The organism is Micromonospora coxensis (assembly GCF_900090295.1).
Lineage (GTDB): Bacteria > Actinomycetota > Actinomycetes > Mycobacteriales > Micromonosporaceae > Micromonospora > Micromonospora coxensis.
This window is the reverse complement of the sequence record NZ_LT607753.1, coordinates 2687098-2703321: the sequence shown is the minus strand read 5'-3', so window position 1 is coordinate 2703321 and position 16224 is coordinate 2687098. Positions and strand designations below refer to the sequence as shown.

The following is a 16224-nucleotide window of genomic DNA, read 5'->3' as shown; positions in this document are numbered from 1 at the left end:
GGCCGCCCACACGTCGGCCGCCGTGCCCTGTCGGACGGCGGACCGCCCTGGTCCCACGGCCGGCGGGCCGGCGACGGCCCGTCAGGGCGTCGGCACGGGGTGGCAGAGCAGCACCGTGGGCGCTCCGGCCACCCGGGTCAGCACCAGGCTGGCGGCGCTGTCGCCGGCCAGTCTGAGGTCGCGGCGCAACTTCTCCGGCTCCAGCGCCGAGCCGCGCTTGAGGATCTCCACCCGGCCCACCCGGCGGTCCCGCAGCAGGGCGCGCAGCCGCTTGAGCGAGAACGGCAGCACGTCGGTGACCTCCAGGCAGCGGGCGAACGGGGTAGCCGTCGGGTGGTCCGCGTACAGGTAGGCGATGCTGGCGTCGGCCAGCGTGGCGTCGAGGGCGCCGGCCAGTTCGGCGACCAGGTGCGCGCGGACCACGGCCGGGTCCGGGTCGTACAGGAAACGGCGGGTGGGCCCGACGGGCGCCTCCGCCGCCCCCGATCCGGTGAGGGTGTGCACGGCGTCGCCGCGCAGCAGGGTGGCCCGGCGGGGCACCTCGGCCAGCCGGCCGCACCAGAGCGCCGCCTCCACCAGGTCACCGTCCACACTGACCCATTCCGCCTCGGCGCCGGCCGGGATCAACGCGTGGTCGATGCCGGGGGCCACCTTCACCACCGTGCGGGGCACCCGCTCGGCGAGCCCGGTGACGAAGTCCCAGGGCGGGGAGTAGGAGTTCGGGTCGAAGATCCGCCGTCCGGTGCCGGCCCTGCGCCGCGCCGGATCGCAGAAGACCCCCTCGACCCGGCTCACGTCGAACGCCGTCGCGTCGCCGACCTGCACGGTGAACAGTCCGGCCAGCCCCGCCGCCTCGGCGTTCGCGGCGGCCATCGCGGCGGTGACCGGGTCGGCCTCCACGCCGTACACCCGGATGCCGGCGCGGGCGGCGGCGAGCGCGTCGGCCCCGAGACCGCAACCGAGGTCGGCGAAGGTGGCCACCCCGGCGGCGCGCAACCGCGCGGCCCGCCGGTCGGCCACCGGCCGCCGGGTGGCCTGCTCCAGCCCGGCCCGGGTGAGGAACATCCCGGCGGCCTCCGGGCCGAACTTGCCGACCGCGCGACGACGCAGCTCGGCCTGGGTCAGCGCGGCGGCGGACAGTCCGGCGGGGACCCCGCCGGCCCGCAGCGCGGCGGCCGCGGCCAGCGGGTCGCCGCCGGCCACCTCGGTCGCCGCGGCGAGCGCGGCCGACCCCTCGGGGGTACGCAGGGCCGCGAACTGGTCCAGATCCACGCCCCCCATCCTCGCGCCCCCACCCCGCCTCCCCGCCCCCACCCCACCTCCCGCCCTTCGGCGGGCGGTCGGGTGGGTGGGGGCGACACGGTGGGCGGCGCGTTGGCACTCTCCTTGACGGAGTGCTAGCCGAGGAATAACCTGCGATTAGCACTCTCACCCTGAGGGTGCCAGCTTCCGGGCCCTCGGGTCCGGTGGCTGAACGCCAGGCGGACCGGCACCCGCGACGACGGCCCCGCCCGGTGGCATGTGGCAGATTGACGCTGGTCGGCACGCCGGCCGGCAACGAAACCAGTACCCCAGGAGGGTATGCCCGTGACTACCGCGACCAAGGTTGCGATCAAGCCGCTCGAGGACCGGATCCTGGTCCAGGCGAACGAGGCTGAGACCACCACGGCGTCGGGCATCGTGATCCCCGACACCGCCAAGGAGAAGCCGCAGGAGGGCACCGTCCTCGCTGTCGGCCCGGGCCGCGTCGACGACAAGGGCAACCGGATCCCGGTTGACGTCCAGGTCGGCGACACCGTCATCTACTCGAAGTACGGCGGCACCGAGGTCAAGTACGCCGGCGAGGAGTACCTGGTGCTCTCCGCCCGCGACGTCCTCGCGGTCATCGAGAAGTAAGCAACCGATCAGTGTCGTTGCCCCGGTCCGGCTCGCCGGGCCGGGGCAACGTCGCTTCGAAGGGATACAGATGGCGAAGATCCTGAGCTTCTCGGACGACGCCCGGCACCTGCTGGAGCACGGTGTCAACGCCCTCGCGGACGCGGTCAAGGTCACCCTCGGCCCGCGCGGGCGCAACGTCGTCCTGGACAAGAAATTCGGTGCGCCCACGATCACCAACGACGGCGTGACCATCGCCAAGGAGATCGAGCTCACCAACCCGTACGAGAACCTCGGTGCGCAGCTGGTCAAGGAGGTGGCGACGAAGACCAACGACGTCGCCGGCGACGGGACCACCACCGCCACCGTGCTGGCCCAGGCCATGGTCCGCGAGGGTTTGCGCAACGTGACCGCCGGGGCCAACCCGTCCGGTCTCAAGCGGGGCATCGACGCGGCGGCCGCCAAGGTCTCCGAGGCGCTGCTCGACCGGGCCGTCGAGGTGTCCGACAAGGAGTCGATCGCGCACGTCGCGACGATCTCCGCGCAGGACGCCACCATCGGTGAGCTGATCGCCGAGGCGATGGAGAAGGTCGGCCGCGACGGTGTCATCACCGTCGAGGAGGGCTCCGCCCTCACCACCGAGCTGGACGTGACCGAGGGTCTCCAGTTCGACAAGGGCTTCATCTCGCCGAACTTCGTCACCGACGTGGAGTCGCAGGAGTCGGTCCTGGAGGACCCGTACATCCTGATCACCACGCAGAAGATCTCGGCGATCGAGGAGCTGCTGCCGCTGCTGGAGAAGGTCCTCCAGAACAACAAGCCGCTGCTGATCATCGCCGAGGACGTCGACGGCCAGGCGCTGTCGACCCTGGTGGTCAACTCGATCCGCAAGACCCTCAAGGTCTGCGCGGTGAAGGCCCCCGGCTTCGGTGACCGTCGCAAGGCGATGCTGCAGGACATGGCGATCCTGACCGGCGCCGAGCTGGTCGCTCCGGAGCTGGGCTACAAGCTCGACCAGGTCGGCCTGGAGGTGCTCGGCACCGCCCGGCGCGTCGTGGTCGACAAGGAGAACACCACCGTCGTCGACGGTGGCGGCCAGGCCTCCGAGGTCGCCGACCGGGTCGCGCAGATCCGCAAGGAGATCGAGGCCTCGGACTCCGAGTGGGACCGGGAGAAGCTGGCCGAGCGGCTGGCGAAGCTCTCCGGCGGCATCGCGGTCATCAAGGTGGGCGCGGCGACCGAGGTCGAGATGAAGGAGCGCAAGCACCGCATCGAGGACGCCATCGCCGCGACCAAGGCCGCGGTCGAGGAGGGTACGGTCCCCGGCGGCGGCGCCGCCCTGGCCCAGATCCTCCCGGTGCTCGCCGACGACCTGGGCTTCACCGGTGACGAGAAGACCGGCGTCTCGATCGTGCGCAAGGCGCTGGTCGAGCCGCTGCGCTGGATCGCCCAGAACGCCGGCCACGACGGTTACGTCGTGGTCAACAAGGTCGCCGACAAGGAGTGGGGCAACGGCCTCGACGCCGCCACCGGCCAGTACGTGGACCTGGTCAAGTCCGGCATCATCGACCCGGTCAAGGTGACCCGCAACGCGGTCACCAACGCCGCCTCGATCGCCGGCCTGCTGCTCACCACCGAGAGCCTCGTGGTGGAGAAGCCGGAGAAGGCCGAGCCGGCCGCCGCCGGTGGCCACGGCCACGGCCACGGTCACCAGCACGGCCCGGGTTTCTGACCCGTAGCTCCCGCGAAGGGCGCGCCGTCCCCCGGGACGGCGCGCCCTTTCACGTCGCCCCCCACCCCCACCCCCACCCCCACCCCCACCCCCACCCCCACCCCCACCCCCACCCCCACCCCCGCACCCGGCCCGGCCCGGCCCGGCCCGGCTCGTTGATCAAGAAGTTTGCGGAGGGGAGAGCGCTTGCCTGGGACGCAAACTTCTTGATCAACGCGGCAAGTGCGGCAGAACGCCGGGAGCGCGCGGGTGCGGGAGGGGAGGGTGGGGATTACGGAACGCTGACGGAGTTGGCGGGGGGTCCGGTCGGTCGACCAGACTGATCGGATGAGCAGCACGCCCCGCGATCTCGCCGCGCTGGCCGGGATCACCGCCGCCGCCGTCGCGATCGGGGCCGCCGAACCGGTGGCGGTCCTCACCGGTCCCCGCTCCGCCCCCCTGATCGCCGTCGGCGGGCTCGTCGTGGACGCCGTCCCCGAGCCGGTGAAGCAGTTCGGCATCGACGTCTTCGGGACGTACGACAAGATCGCCCTGCTGGTCGGGACGGCGCTGCTGCTGGCCGCGATCGCCGCGCTGCTCGGCCTGCTCGCCGTCCGCCGGCTGTGGATCGGGCTGGTCGGCATCGCGGCCTTCACCGCCCTCGGCGTGGCCGCCGCCCTGACCCGGGCCGGCGCGGACGCCGCCGACGCGTTGCCGTCGCTGGTCGGCGGCGGGCTGGGCGCGGTGGTGCTCTGGGCGTTCCTGGCCGGGCCGCTGGAGGTGGACCCGTGGCCCTGGACCCCGCCGCAGCCCCTGACGGCGTCGTCCGCGCCCGGCGCGGCTTCGTCCTCGTCGCCCGTGGGCGCCCCCGGTCCCGGCCCGACCGCAGGTCCGTCCTCAGCCGGGGGAGCCGCCCCGGATGCGGGCGTGACCGGACCGCCGCCCGGGTGGGAGCCGTTGGAGCAGACCGACCCCGAGTCGCGGCGGCGGTTCCTGCGCGGGGTGGGCGTGCTGGCCGGCACGGCTGCGGTGGTCGGGCTGGGCGGGCACTGGCTGGCCGGCCGGCGGGGGGTGTCGGCGGCCCGTGAGGCGGTCGCCCTGCCCGCTCCCGTCTCCGCCGCCCCGGCGGTCCCGGCCGGCGCGGACCTGTCGCTGGCGCAGCTCGCTCCCTACACCACTCCGAACAGCGGCTTCTACCGGATCGACACCGCCCTCGTGGTTCCGCAGGTGGACCCGCAGACCTGGCGGCTGCGCATCCACGGCCGGGTACGCAATCCGATCGAGCTGAGCTTCGCCGACCTGCTCGCCCGGCCGATGGTCGAGCGGTACGTCACCCTGGCCTGCGTCTCCAACGAGGTGGGCGGGGACCTGATCGGCAACGCCCGGTGGCTGGGCGTGCCGATCCGGGAGCTGCTCGACGAGGCGGAGCCGGAGGAGGGCGCGGACCAGGTGGTGGGGCGCTCGGTGGACGGCTGGACCTGCGGCACCCCGACCGTCGTGCTGCGCGACGGGCGGGACGCGCTGCTGGCGGTGGGGATGAACGGCGAACCGCTGCCGGTCGAGCACGGCTTCCCGGTCCGGATGGTGGTGCCGGGCCTGTACGGCTACGTCTCGGCCTGCAAGTGGGTGACCGAGCTGGAGCTGACCAGCTTCGCCGACTTCGACGCGTACTGGGTGCCCCGGGGCTGGTCGGCGCAGGGGCCGGTGAAGACGCAGTCGCGGATCGACACGCCCCGCCCCCGCAACCGGCTCACCGCCGGACCGGTCGTGGTGGCCGGGGTGGCCTGGGCGCAGCACCGGGGCGTCAGCCGGGTCGAGGTACGCGTCGACGGCGGGCCGTGGCGGGACGCGACGCTGGCCCCGACGGTGTCGATCGACACCTGGGTGCAGTGGTCCTGGCGCTGGGACGCCAGCCCCGGCGAGCACACCCTCCAGGTGCGGGCCACCGACGCCACCGGCGCGACGCAGACCGGCCGCGAGCAGCCGGTCGAGCCGGACGGCGCGACCGGCTGGCACACGGTGACGGTGACCGTCCGCTGAGCCGAGCGGCGGCCCGACACGTCGACGCCGCGCCCCGGGTGCGGGACGCGGCGTCGACGGGGTCTGGTCGGTCGGTCAGGCGATCTTGCGCTGGTCCGGCACGGCGGACTTGTGCGGGCGGCCGAGGCGGGCCTCCAGCCGGGCGATGTCGACCCGGCTCTGCCGGCGGTCGGCCAGGTCCTCCCAGCCGAGGGCGAGCAGCCGCAGCCGCTCCGACTCGCTGAAGCCGCCCCACACCCCGTACGGCTCGCGGACGGAGAGCGCGTGGGCGGCGCACTCGGCCCGGACCGGGCACGCGCGGCAGACGGCCTTGGCGCCGGACTCGCGGCGCAGGCGCGAGGAGCCGCGCTCGCCGTCCGGGTGGAAGAACTGGGCGCTGTCGCGGCCTCGGCAGGCACCGAGACGCTGCCAGTCCCAGAGGTCGACGATGGGTCCGGGCAGTCTACGTACGTTCGACATCAGCACCCCTCCTCCCGCGCGGCACCGCGGAGGTTCTCGTTCGCATCCGGTGTCCGGCGGCGGTCCGCGCAGGCGCACCGTTTCCGGTCTGGCGTCTCGGTACCCGACCTTTCCTCGACTCACACGTCTGTGATCGAAAACCTCGGACAAGTCGCGGCATATGCCCCAGATGTCGGAAAAGTTCGGAGGATTGCCTGGAACCTCCTCCCCGGCCGACCGCGTCATGGTCTGCTCTCTGCGGAGAGGAGACCACAGTGCGTACCGTTCTCGTCTGCGTACGAACACCGCTCGCCGCGCAGCAGTTGACCTCGGCGGCCGCTCGACTCGGCCTGGCCTCGGTCGTGCGGACGGCCGTCTCCGATCCGGAGGTGATGCTGCGGCTCTCCGAGCGCCCGGTCGACGTCGTGCTCGCCGACACCGCGCTCACCCGGCCCGACAGCGCCGGCTTCGTCCGCCGGGTGCTGGCCCGCGCGCCGCAGGCCGACGTGCTGCTGCTCGGCGCGGAGGAGTCCGAGGCCGCCGCGGCCACCATCAGCGCCGGTGCCCGGGGACTGATCCAGGGCGCCGACCACGACCTGACCAGCGCGGTGGCCAAGGCCCTGCTGCTGCTCTCCGGCCCCGGGCGGCCCGCCCGCAGCCGGGTGACCGACCCGGCGCGGGACACCGCCGCGGTCGGCGCGCCGCCCCGGCCGACCGGCGGCCGTACCCCCAACAAGCCGGGTCCGGGCTGGTCCGGGCCGGCGGAGGGACCGGGCGCCACTCCGACGGTGGTGCCGGTGCAGCGCGGTGACGACGAGGTGGAGGCGGAGGCCGCCGAGGCGGAGACCCCGGTGCCGGCCGGTCAGCGTGGCGGGTCGGGCCAGCGCGGTGGCCGGGGGGCGGTCGGGCTGACCGAGCGCGAACTCCAGGTGCTGCTCGGCATGGCCGAGGGGAAGAGCAACGCCGAGATCGGGCGCGAGCTGTTCGTCTCGGAGGACACCGTCAAGACGCACGCCCGGCGGCTGTTCCGCAAGCTCGGCGCCCGGGACCGGGCGCACGCGGTGGCCGCCGGCTTCCGCGCCGGCCTGGTCGCCTGAGAGCCGTCGGCGCACCACCCCGGCCTGGTCGCCTGAGAGCCGCCGGCGCACCACCCCGGCCTGGTCGCCTGAGAGCCGCTGGCGCACCACCCCTTTGCCTGGTGGTCCGAGGGCCGCCGTCGCCCACGCCCGGACATGCCGCCTCAGAGTCACCATGCCGGCGCAGGTCGCCCGAGAGTCACCGCCGCACCGCGCCGGCGCAGGTCGCCCCAGAGCCGCCGGCAGCCGCCCGGACCGGTCGTCCGAGGTCACCGGCGGGTGCGGCCGACCGGTCAGCCGGCGCTGGCGTCGTCCTCGTCGGTCCCCTCGGTCAGCGTGTCGTGCACGCCGTCGGCGTAACCGCGCGCGTAGTCCCAGGTGACGTAGTGGTCCGGATCCGGGTCGTAGGCCGGCTCGTGCACCCGGGGACGGCCGGAGTCCAGCAGGTGGCGCAGGTTGCCCCGGAGCAGGTCCCAGTCGAAGTAGTGCGGCTCCCGGCAGTCCTCGCACTCGATGACCAGCCCGCGTACCCCGATCGGCGCCAGCAGGGCCTGGTAGATCTCCAGGTCGGCCAGATCCTCCAGCACGTCCTGGCGCTCGACGTCGGTCAGCGGGTCGAGCTCGTCGTCGTCGCGAGGATCGTGCAGGCCGGCAGCCGGATCGGCCGGGTCGCCGTTGAACGGGTCGATGGGCTCGTCGTGCACCCCCTCACCGTAGTCCTCGGGAACCCGCGACGCCTGCCCCCGGTCCCGCCGTTGTGGCGCCGCCGACGCGCGCCGGCACCGCCGGGGCCCGCGCAGCTCAATGGGTACGATGAAACGACGCGCCGTCCCGCCGGCGTGCGCCGGTGCCCGCGCGCCACCCCTCGCTGAAGCCCGTCCGAGCAGCTCAGGAGAGCAATCGTGGAAAATTCGCCCAGCACCGATCTTCCTGGTGGCGCCGACAACGGCGAGCTGGGTGGTCACCTGCCGGAGCTGCCGGCCGGTTCGGCGCGGGTGGTGCCGCTCGGTCTGACCTTCGACGACGTGCTGCTCCAGCCGGGCGAGTCGGACGTGGTGCCCAGCCGGGTCAACACCCGCACCCGGCTCACCCGCAACGTCGAGCTGACCGTGCCGCTGCTCTCCAGCGCGATGGACACGGTCACCGAGGCGCGGATGGCGATCGCGATGGCCCGCCAGGGCGGCATCGGCGTGCTGCACCGCAACCTCTCCCTGGAGGACCAGGCGCTCCAGGTCGACCTGGTCAAGCGCTCCGAGTCCGGCATGATCACCAACCCGGTGACGGCCAGCCCGGACGACACCCTCCGCGAGGTGGACGAGCTCTGCGGCCGTTACCGCATCTCGGGCGTGCCGGTGGTCGACGCCGAGGGGCAGCTCGTCGGCATCGTCACCAACCGCGACATGCGTTTCGTCTCCGACCCGGCCACCCCGGTGCACGCGATCATGACCCGGACGCCGCTGGTCACCGCCCCGGTCGGGGTGAGCAAGGACGACGCGCTGGCCCTGCTGCGCCAGCACAAGGTGGAGAAGCTGCCGATCGTCGACGGCGCCGGCAAGCTGCGCGGGCTGATCACCGTCAAGGACTTCACCAAGAGCGAGCAGTACCCGAACGCCACCAAGGACGAGGCGGGCCGGCTCCGGGTCGCCGCCGCGGTGGGCGTGGGCGAGGACGCCTACAAGCGGGCCCGGACGCTCGTCGACGCGGGCGTCGACGTGCTGATCGTGGACACCGCGCACGGCCACCAGCGGGCCGTGCTGGACATGGTCGCGCGGCTGAAGAAGGACGTCGCGATCGACATCGTCGGCGGCAACGTGGCCACGTACGCCGGGGCGAAGGCGCTGGTCGACGCGGGTGCCGACGGCGTCAAGGTCGGCGTGGGCCCGGGCGCGATCTGCACCACCCGGATCGTCGCCGGGGTGGGCGTACCGCAGATCACCGCGATCATGGAGGCGGCGCGGGCCGCGCGGCCGGCCGGCGTACCGGTGATCGGCGACGGTGGCATCCAGTACTCCGGCGACATCGCCAAGGCCCTGGTGGCCGGCGCCGACACGGTGATGCTCGGCAGCCTGCTGGCCGGCTGCGAGGAGAGCCCGGGCGAGCTGATCTTCATCAACGGCAAGCAGTACAAGGCGTACCGGGGGATGGGGTCGCTCGGCGCGATGCAGTCCCGCGGCCAGGCCAAGTCCTACTCCAAGGACCGCTACTTCCAGCAGGACGTGCTCGCCGAGGACAAGCTCGTCCCCGAGGGCGTCGAGGGCCAGGTGCCCTACCGGGGGCCGCTCTCCGCGGTCGCCCACCAGCTCATCGGCGGGCTGCGCGCCGCGATGGGGTACGTCGGCGCGGAGAGCATCCCCGAGCTGCACCGGCGTGGCCAGCTCATCCGGATCACCGCGGCCGGGCTCAAGGAGAGCCACCCGCACGACATCCAGATGACCGTCGAGGCGCCCAACTACCACTCCCGCTGACCATCCCCCGAGACATCTGGAGTCCTCATGCGTGACGTGGTCGAGATCGGGCTGGGCAAGACCGCGCAGCGCGGCTACCACCTGGACGAGATCGCCATCGTGCCGAGCCGCCGGACCCGGGACGTCGACGACGTCTCCACCGGCTGGCAGCTCGACGCGTACCAGTTCGGCATCCCGTGCGTCGGGCACCCCTCCGACGCCACCATGAGCCCGGCCTCGGCGGTGCGGCTCGGTCAGCTCGGCGGGCTCGGCGTGCTCAACGTCGAGGGCCTGTGGACCCGCTACGAGAACCCGACCAAGGTGCTGGAGGAGTTGGCCGGTCTCGGCGAGGACGCCCGCGCGACCAAGCGGCTCCAGGAGGTCTACTCCGAGCCGATCCGCCCGGACCTCATCGCCGAGCGGGTCCGTGAGCTGCGCGACGGTGGCGGCACGGTGGCCGTCCGGGTCTCGCCGCAGCACACCCTGGCGCTGGCCCCGGTGATCCTCGACGCCGGGGTGGACATCCTCGTCATCCAGGGCACCATCGTCTCGGCCGAGCACGTCTCCACCACGGACGAGCCGCTGAACCTCAAGGAGTTCATCGCCGACCTCGACCTGCCGGTGGTCGTCGGCGGCTGCACCGACTACAAGACGGCGCTGCACCTGATGCGCACCGGCGCGGCCGGCGTGATCGTCGGCATCGGCGGCGACGACTGGTCCACCACCGAGTCGGTGCTCGGCATCCGGGTGCCGATGGCCACCGCCATCGCCGACGCCGCCGCGGCCCGTCGCGACTACCTGGACGAGACCGGCGGCCGGTACGTGCACCTGATCGCCGACGGGGACATCCAGACCTCCGGCGACATCGCCAAGGCGCTCGGCTGCGGCGCGGACGCGGTGATGCTCGGCGAGCCGCTGTCGCTCTGCGAGGAGGCCCCGGCCGGCGGCGCCTGGTGGCACTCGGCCGCCAGCCACCCGTCGCTGCCGCGCGGCGCGTTCGAGGTGGCCGGCGAGCCGCTCGGCTCGATGGAGCGGCTGCTGTTCGGCCCGGCCGACGAGCCGGACGGGCAGCTCAACCTCTTCGGCGGGCTGCGCCGGGCGATGGCCAAGTGCGGCTACCGCGACCTCAAGGAGTTCCAGAAGGTCGGCCTGGTCCTGGACCGCTGACCCGCACGATCCCGCCCCGACGCACCGGTCGCGCCGATAGGCTCGGCCGGTGCGTCGTCTCTCCCGCCGGATCCGGCCGGCTCTCGCCGTGGCCGTCACGGCGGTGGCGGTGCTCGTCGGCTGCACCGGTCCGGCCGACGACGACGCGTTCCGGCCCGGCGCCGCCGACGCCGGCGACCCGTACGTCCCCGGGCGGGGCAACGGCGGGTACGACGTCGAGGCGTACCGGCTGCGGGTGCGCTACGACCCGGCCACCGACCGGCTGACCGGGCGGGCGAGCGTCACCGTCACCGCCACCGCCCCGCTGTCCCGGTTCAACCTGGACCTGATCGGGCTGGACGTCTCCGAGGTCACCGTCGCCGGGGCGGCGGCCACACACCGCCGCGACGGCGACGAGCTGGTGGTCACCCCGGCGCGCGGGCTGCCCCGGGGCGCCGGCTTCACGGTGGAAGTCGCCTACGCCGGGGTGCCGACCGCCGTCCGCGACGGCGAGCTGGGCAGCGGCGGCTGGCTGCACACCGCCGACGGCGCGATCGCGCTGGGCCAGCCGGAGTCGGCCGCCACCTGGTTCCCGGTCAACGACCACCCGTCGGACAAGGCCCGCTACGACGTCGAGGTCACCGTCCCGGACGGGACCGAGGCGCTGGGCAACGGCGTGCCGGGGGAGCGGACGAGCGCGGACGGGTGGACGACCTGGCGCTGGCGCGAGGACGCGCCGATGGCCAGCTACCTGAGCACCCTGGTGATCGGCGACTACCGGGTGACCACCGGCGTGCACGGCGGCCGGCCGGCGGTCACCGCGGTCGCGGCGAGCCTGCCGGCGGACGGTCCGGCCGCCCGGTCCCTCGCCCGCACCGGGGAGATCGCCGACTTCCTCGCCGAGCGCTTCGGGCCGTACCCGTTCGCCTCGTACGGGGGGATCGCGGTCGCCGACGACCGGATCGGGTACGCGCTGGAGACGCAGTCCCGGCCGGTCTACGGGCCGGGCTTCTTCCGTGCCGGCCGGCCGAACCCGTCGGTGGTGGTGCACGAGCTGGCCCACCAGTGGTTCGGCGACAGCGTCTCGGTGGCGCGCTGGCAGGACATCTGGCTCAACGAGGGCTTCGCCACGTACGCCGAGTGGCTCTGGACGGAGCACGAGGGCGGGCGGAGCGCGCAGCAGTCCTTCGAGGCCCGGTACGCGGTCACCGACTGGTCGCAGCCGTCGGTCGACCCGGGCCGGGCGGAGATGTTCGGCGACGCCGTCTACCAGCGGGGCGCCCTGGCGGTGCACGCGCTGCGCCGTACCGTCGGCGACGAGACCTTCTTCCGCCTGCTGCGCGGCTGGACCGCCGAGTGGCGCGACCGTACCGTCACCACCGCCGACTTCGTCGGGTACGCCGAGCGGGTCGCCGGCCGGCCGCTGCGCCCGCTGTTCGACGCCTGGCTCGCCGGCGCCACCGCGCCCGCCCTGCCGTGACCCGGTGTCGACCGTCGCTCGGTAGGCTGCCGCGGACGGCTCGGGGAGGTGACGGTGACCAGGACGTGGACGCGGCGGGGCATCGGTCTGCTGGTGGTCGCGGCCCTCGGGCTCGGTGCGTGCGGCACCGACGCGCCGCCGCGACGGCAGGCGGAGGCCAGCCCGACGCCGACGGCGCGGGAGTTCCGGCCCGGCGCGGCCGGCGTCGGCGACAGCTACTTCCCCACGTACGGCAACGGCGGCTACGACGTCGGGAAGTACACGGTGAAGGTCCGCTACGACCCGGCGACCGACCGGCTCACCGGCACCACCATCGTGCAGGCCACGGCGACGGCCGACCTGTCCGCCTTCCACCTCGACCTGGCCGGGCTGACCGTGCGGAAGGTGACCGTGGACGGCGCGCCGGCCCGGCACGAGCGGGACGGCGGCGAACTGGTGGTCACCCCGGCGACCGGGCTGATGTCCGGCAACGGGTTCACCGCCGAGATCGTCTACGACGGCGAGCCGGAGCCGCTGGACAGCGACGTGCTCGGTGACGGCGGCTGGCTGCACACCGGCGACGGCGCGATCGCGCTCGGGCAGCCGGAGTCGGCGAGCACCTGGTTCCCGGTCAACGACCACCCCTCCGACAAGGCCGCCTACGACGTCGAGATCACCGTCCCGAAGGGACTGGCGGCGATCAGCAACGGGGTGCCGAAGGGCCGGAGCGACAAGGGTGGCTGGACCACCTGGACCTGGTCCGAGGCCGCGCCGATGGCCAGTTACCTGAGCACCGTGGTGATCGGCGAGTACCGGGTGAAGACCGGCACCCACAAGGGACGGCCGGTGTTCACCGCGGTGAGCACCCGGCTGGGCGAGGGCGCGGCGGACGCCTCGCTGGCCCGCACCACCGAGGTCGCCGACTACCTGGAGAGCGTCTTCGGGCCGTACCCGTTCGCCGCGTACGGCGGGGTGGTGGTGGCCGACGACCGGATCCGGTACGCGTTGGAGACGCAGAGCCGCCCGGTCTACTCCGCCGGCTTCTTCCGGGGCGGGGAGAACACCGGCGTGGTCACCCACGAGCTGGCCCACCAGTGGTTCGGCAACAGCGTCTCGCTGGCCCGCTGGGAGGACATCTGGCTCAACGAGGGGCTGGCCACGTACGCGGAGTGGCTCTGGGCCGAGCACCAGGGCGGTGACACCGCGCAGGCCGCCTTCGACCGGCGGTACGCCGGCTCGTCGAGCCGCCTCTGGCGGACCCCGCCGGGCCGGCCGGGCAAGGAGAACCTGTTCAGCGAGTCGGTCTACCAGCGCGGCGGGATGACCGTGCACGCGCTGCGGGTGGCCGTCGGCGACAAGGCGTTCTTCGCGATCCTGAAGACCTGGGCGGCGGAGAAGCGCAACGGCAACGCCACCACGAAGGAGTTCGTCGCGCACGCCGAGCGGGTCTCCGGCAAGCAGTTGGACGCGCTCTTCGACGCCTGGCTCTTCGGCGCCGAACGCCCGCCGGCCCCGCAACGCCTCTAGCGGTGCGGTCCTGAGCCGCTGATCCGCCGTCCCGACAGCGCACCGTCGGGACGGCCGGCCGTGCGCCCCGCGTGCCGGAGGCGACCGTCGGGCCACCCCGCGTCACCGCCCTCGACGCCGCTCGGGGCCGTGCCACCGTCACCATCCTCGACGCCGCTCGGCATCCACACATGGCATCGCCATGGCGAAAATTTCTTACCGAGTTCACACCATTGTAAATATTTATCGCCATCACCATACTGGTCGGCAGGTGCGCGGGCAGCCGGCGGACCCACCCGCCGGCCGGCCGCGCACCGACGACGTGGCGTACCCCGACGCCGCGCACCCCCCGTCCCGCAAGGAGCACGCATGTCCTCCAGACTCCGCCGGGCGCTCACCTGGCTCGGCGCGGCGGTGCTCACCGCCGTCGCCGTCCTGGTCGGCCCGACCGCCGCGCAGGCCGCCACCCCCGCCTGGCCCACTCTCGGCACCGGCACCTCCGGCGCCAATGTCGCCTCCGCCCAGTTCCTGCTCCGCCACCACGGTGCGACGCTGAGCGTGGACGGCTACTACAGCTCGGGCACCGCTTCGGCGGTGCGTTCCTTCCAGTCCGCGAACGGGCTGGTCGACGACGGTGTCGTCGGCCCCCTGACCTGGGGCAAGCTCCAGGTCACCCTGGACGTCGGCGCCAACAACAACGCCGTCCGCGCGTTGCAGACCGCGCTCAACAAGTACGGCCACGGCCTCACCGTCGACGGCGCGTGGGGCACGGCCACCACCAACGCCGTGACCAGCTTCAAGTCCAGCCGCGGCCTCACCGGCGGCACCACCGTCGGCGCGACCACCTGGCAGTGGCTGCTCGGTGGCGGCGGGGGCGGCGGCAACTACAGCCTGATCATCGGTCGGCACGTCCTGCCCCGCAGCGAGTACGACGACCCGCACCACGACTACCCGGCGATCGACCTGCCGACCTGGACGGGCGTGGCCACGTACGCGATCACCGCCGGCACGGTCACCCACGTCGGCGGGGGTTGCGGCTACGGCATCGGCATCACCGGCGACGACGGCGCGTACTACCAGTACTGCCACCTGTCGTCCCGGTCGGTCGCCGCCGGGGCGCGGGTCAGTGCCGGACAGCTCATCGGCTACACCGGCAACACCGGCAACAGCACCGGACCGCACCTGCACCTGGAGGTCCGGGTCAACGGTGGCAACCGCTGCCCGCAGTCGATGCTGCTCGCCCTCTACGACGGCGGATCCGTCCCCGCCCCGTCGGCGCTGCCCGCCACCGGCTGCACCTACTGACGGACGGCGACGGGGCCGGGTGGGCGCTCCATCCGGCCCCGTCGTGCGTCGCCCCGGGGCCGGTGCACCGACGAGTCGGGACGCTAGCTCTTCACCCGCAGCTCGGGGTGGGCGGCGAGGAACGTGTCGACGTCGCCGGCCTTCAGCGCGGTCAGGAACTCCCGGCCGACCGGCTTGAGCTGCTCGCCCTGGTACGCGCTGCCCTTGCCCACTCCGGTGCCGGGGAGCCCGACCAGGCTGATCCGGTCCACGCTCATCCCGCCGAGGGCGTACGCGAGATCGACGATCCGGGGGCCGCCGGCGTAGGTGAGGGTGTCGCCGAGCGCCGCGACCACCTGCTCCACCCGGTCCGGCTGGCGGGCCAGGTCCTCGTCGAGGATCTTGGTGACCAGCCCTCGGATGAGCTGCTGCTGGTGGCGCTGCCGGGCGTAGTCGCCGCCGGTGATGTAGCGCTGCCGGGCGTAGTCCAGCGCCTGCCAGCCGTTGAGGTGCCGCTCGCCCTTCTCGTAGACCATCTGCGGCCCGACGTAACCGCCGCCGGAGGGGGAGGGGTCGCGGTGCTTGCCGTCCGGCTTGCGGTGGATCGAGACCACCCGCTGGTCGACGTAGATGTCGACCCCGCCGAGGCTGTCCACCAGCCGGTCGAAGCCGGCGAAGGTGATCACCGCCCCGGCGTCGATGCGCAGCCCGGTGTAGCCGGTGACCGTGCTGCGCAGCAGCTCGTACCCCTGCGGAGTGCTCGGCTGCTTCGGCCTGCCGGGCACCCGGCTGCCGTAGGTCATCGCCTGGGTGAGCTTGGTCCGCCCGCCCCGGTAGCCGGACGGCGGGTAGGCCGGGATGTCGACCAGCAGGTCGCGGGGGAGGGAGAAGAGGTACGCCCGGTCCAACCCGGCCGGCACGTGCAGCACCAGCACCGAGTCGGCGTGCGGCTCCCAGCCGGGGACGCTGACCCGGGTGTCGACCCCGACGAGGAGCAGGTTGAGCGGGCCGGTGACCCCGGCGCCCGGCGGGGCGGTCGGGCTCGGCGTGGCCGAGGCGGTCGGCGCGGCCGTCGGGGCGCTCGGCCCGCGCTGCGCCTGCTCGTCTCCGACCAGCCGGATCGTCACCAGCGCCCCGGCCACCAGCACGACGACCGCGACGAGGACGGCCGGCAGCACCCACCGTCGTCGTGCCGCCCCTGTCGGCTGAGTCATCCGCGACACCCCCGTCTGCACAACGCCCCGA

General features: G+C 73.7%; 13 protein-coding genes. 9 read left to right on the top strand and 4 right to left on the bottom strand.

Annotation, left to right across the window (positions count from 1 at the left end; translation table 11 throughout):
- Nucleotides 1-81: 81 nt before the first annotated feature.
- On the bottom strand, nt 82-1272 hold the full coding sequence (locus GA0070614_RS12080) for a THUMP-like domain-containing protein (protein ID WP_088976051.1): 1191 nt from the start codon (nt 1270-1272) through the stop codon (nt 82-84).
- Between the two features lie 309 nt (nt 1273-1581).
- Here GA0070614_RS12080 and groES point away from each other — a divergent pair, with 309 nt between their 5' ends.
- The 3 genes from groES to GA0070614_RS12060 all read left to right on the top strand — a co-directional run bounded on the left by groES (nt 1582) and on the right by GA0070614_RS12060 (nt 5626).
- Nucleotides 1582-1896 carry a co-chaperone GroES gene (groES, locus tag GA0070614_RS12075; protein WP_088976050.1) on the top strand — a complete coding sequence of 105 codons (315 nt, stop codon included), beginning with the start codon at nt 1582-1584 and terminating at the stop codon, nt 1894-1896.
- Between the two features lie 70 nt (nt 1897-1966).
- A complete protein-coding gene (gene groL, locus GA0070614_RS12070; RefSeq protein WP_088976049.1) occupies nt 1967-3607 on the top strand; it encodes a chaperonin GroEL in 1641 nt (546 codons plus the stop codon).
- 327 nt (nt 3608-3934) lie between these two features.
- Nucleotides 3935-5626, top strand: a complete 1692-nt coding sequence (locus GA0070614_RS12060) for a molybdopterin-dependent oxidoreductase (protein WP_088976048.1) — start codon at nt 3935-3937, stop codon at nt 5624-5626.
- Between the two features lie 75 nt (nt 5627-5701).
- On the opposite strand, the gene GA0070614_RS12055 is transcribed toward GA0070614_RS12060, so the two are convergent.
- Nucleotides 5702-6085 (bottom strand): WhiB family transcriptional regulator, encoded by a 384-nt coding sequence (locus GA0070614_RS12055; protein ID WP_088979392.1) that lies wholly within the window; start codon nt 6083-6085, stop codon nt 5702-5704.
- A gap of 254 nt (nt 6086-6339) precedes the next feature.
- Here GA0070614_RS12055 and GA0070614_RS12050 point away from each other — a divergent pair, with 254 nt between their 5' ends.
- The gene (locus GA0070614_RS12050) at nt 6340-7161 is read left to right on the top strand and encodes a helix-turn-helix transcriptional regulator (protein WP_088976047.1); all 822 of its coding nucleotides are present in this window, start codon (nt 6340-6342) and stop codon (nt 7159-7161) included.
- A 272-nt stretch (nt 7162-7433) separates the two neighbouring features.
- On the opposite strand, the gene GA0070614_RS12045 is transcribed toward GA0070614_RS12050, so the two are convergent.
- A complete protein-coding gene (locus tag GA0070614_RS12045) occupies nt 7434-7844 on the bottom strand; it encodes a DUF5319 domain-containing protein (RefSeq protein ID WP_088976046.1) in 411 nt (136 codons plus the stop codon).
- A gap of 198 nt (nt 7845-8042) precedes the next feature.
- Here GA0070614_RS12045 and guaB point away from each other — a divergent pair, with 198 nt between their 5' ends.
- The 5 genes from guaB (at nt 8043) to GA0070614_RS12020 (ending at nt 15000) form a co-directional block, all read left to right on the top strand.
- Nucleotides 8043-9605 carry an IMP dehydrogenase gene (gene guaB, locus GA0070614_RS12040; protein WP_088976045.1) on the top strand — a complete coding sequence of 521 codons (1563 nt, stop codon included), beginning with the start codon at nt 8043-8045 and terminating at the stop codon, nt 9603-9605.
- 27 nt (nt 9606-9632) lie between these two features.
- Nucleotides 9633-10751 (top strand): GuaB3 family IMP dehydrogenase-related protein, encoded by a 1119-nt coding sequence (locus GA0070614_RS12035; protein WP_088976044.1) that lies wholly within the window; start codon nt 9633-9635, stop codon nt 10749-10751.
- A 49-nt stretch (nt 10752-10800) separates the two neighbouring features.
- The gene (locus GA0070614_RS12030) at nt 10801-12210 is read left to right on the top strand and encodes a M1 family metallopeptidase (RefSeq protein WP_088976043.1); all 1410 of its coding nucleotides are present in this window, start codon (nt 10801-10803) and stop codon (nt 12208-12210) included.
- Nucleotides 12211-12264: 54 nt separating this feature from the next.
- On the top strand, nt 12265-13716 hold the full coding sequence (locus GA0070614_RS12025; protein ID WP_231933618.1) for a M1 family metallopeptidase: 1452 nt from the start codon (nt 12265-12267) through the stop codon (nt 13714-13716).
- Between the two features lie 348 nt (nt 13717-14064).
- A complete protein-coding gene (locus GA0070614_RS12020) occupies nt 14065-15000 on the top strand; it encodes a peptidoglycan-binding protein (RefSeq protein ID WP_088976042.1) in 936 nt (311 codons plus the stop codon).
- 83 nt (nt 15001-15083) lie between these two features.
- Here GA0070614_RS12020 and GA0070614_RS12015 read toward each other — a convergent pair whose 3' ends face one another.
- Complete coding sequence (locus GA0070614_RS12015) at nt 15084-16193, bottom strand: LCP family protein (RefSeq protein ID WP_088976041.1); 1110 nt, start codon at nt 16191-16193, stop codon at nt 15084-15086.
- Nucleotides 16194-16224 lie beyond the last annotated feature (31 nt).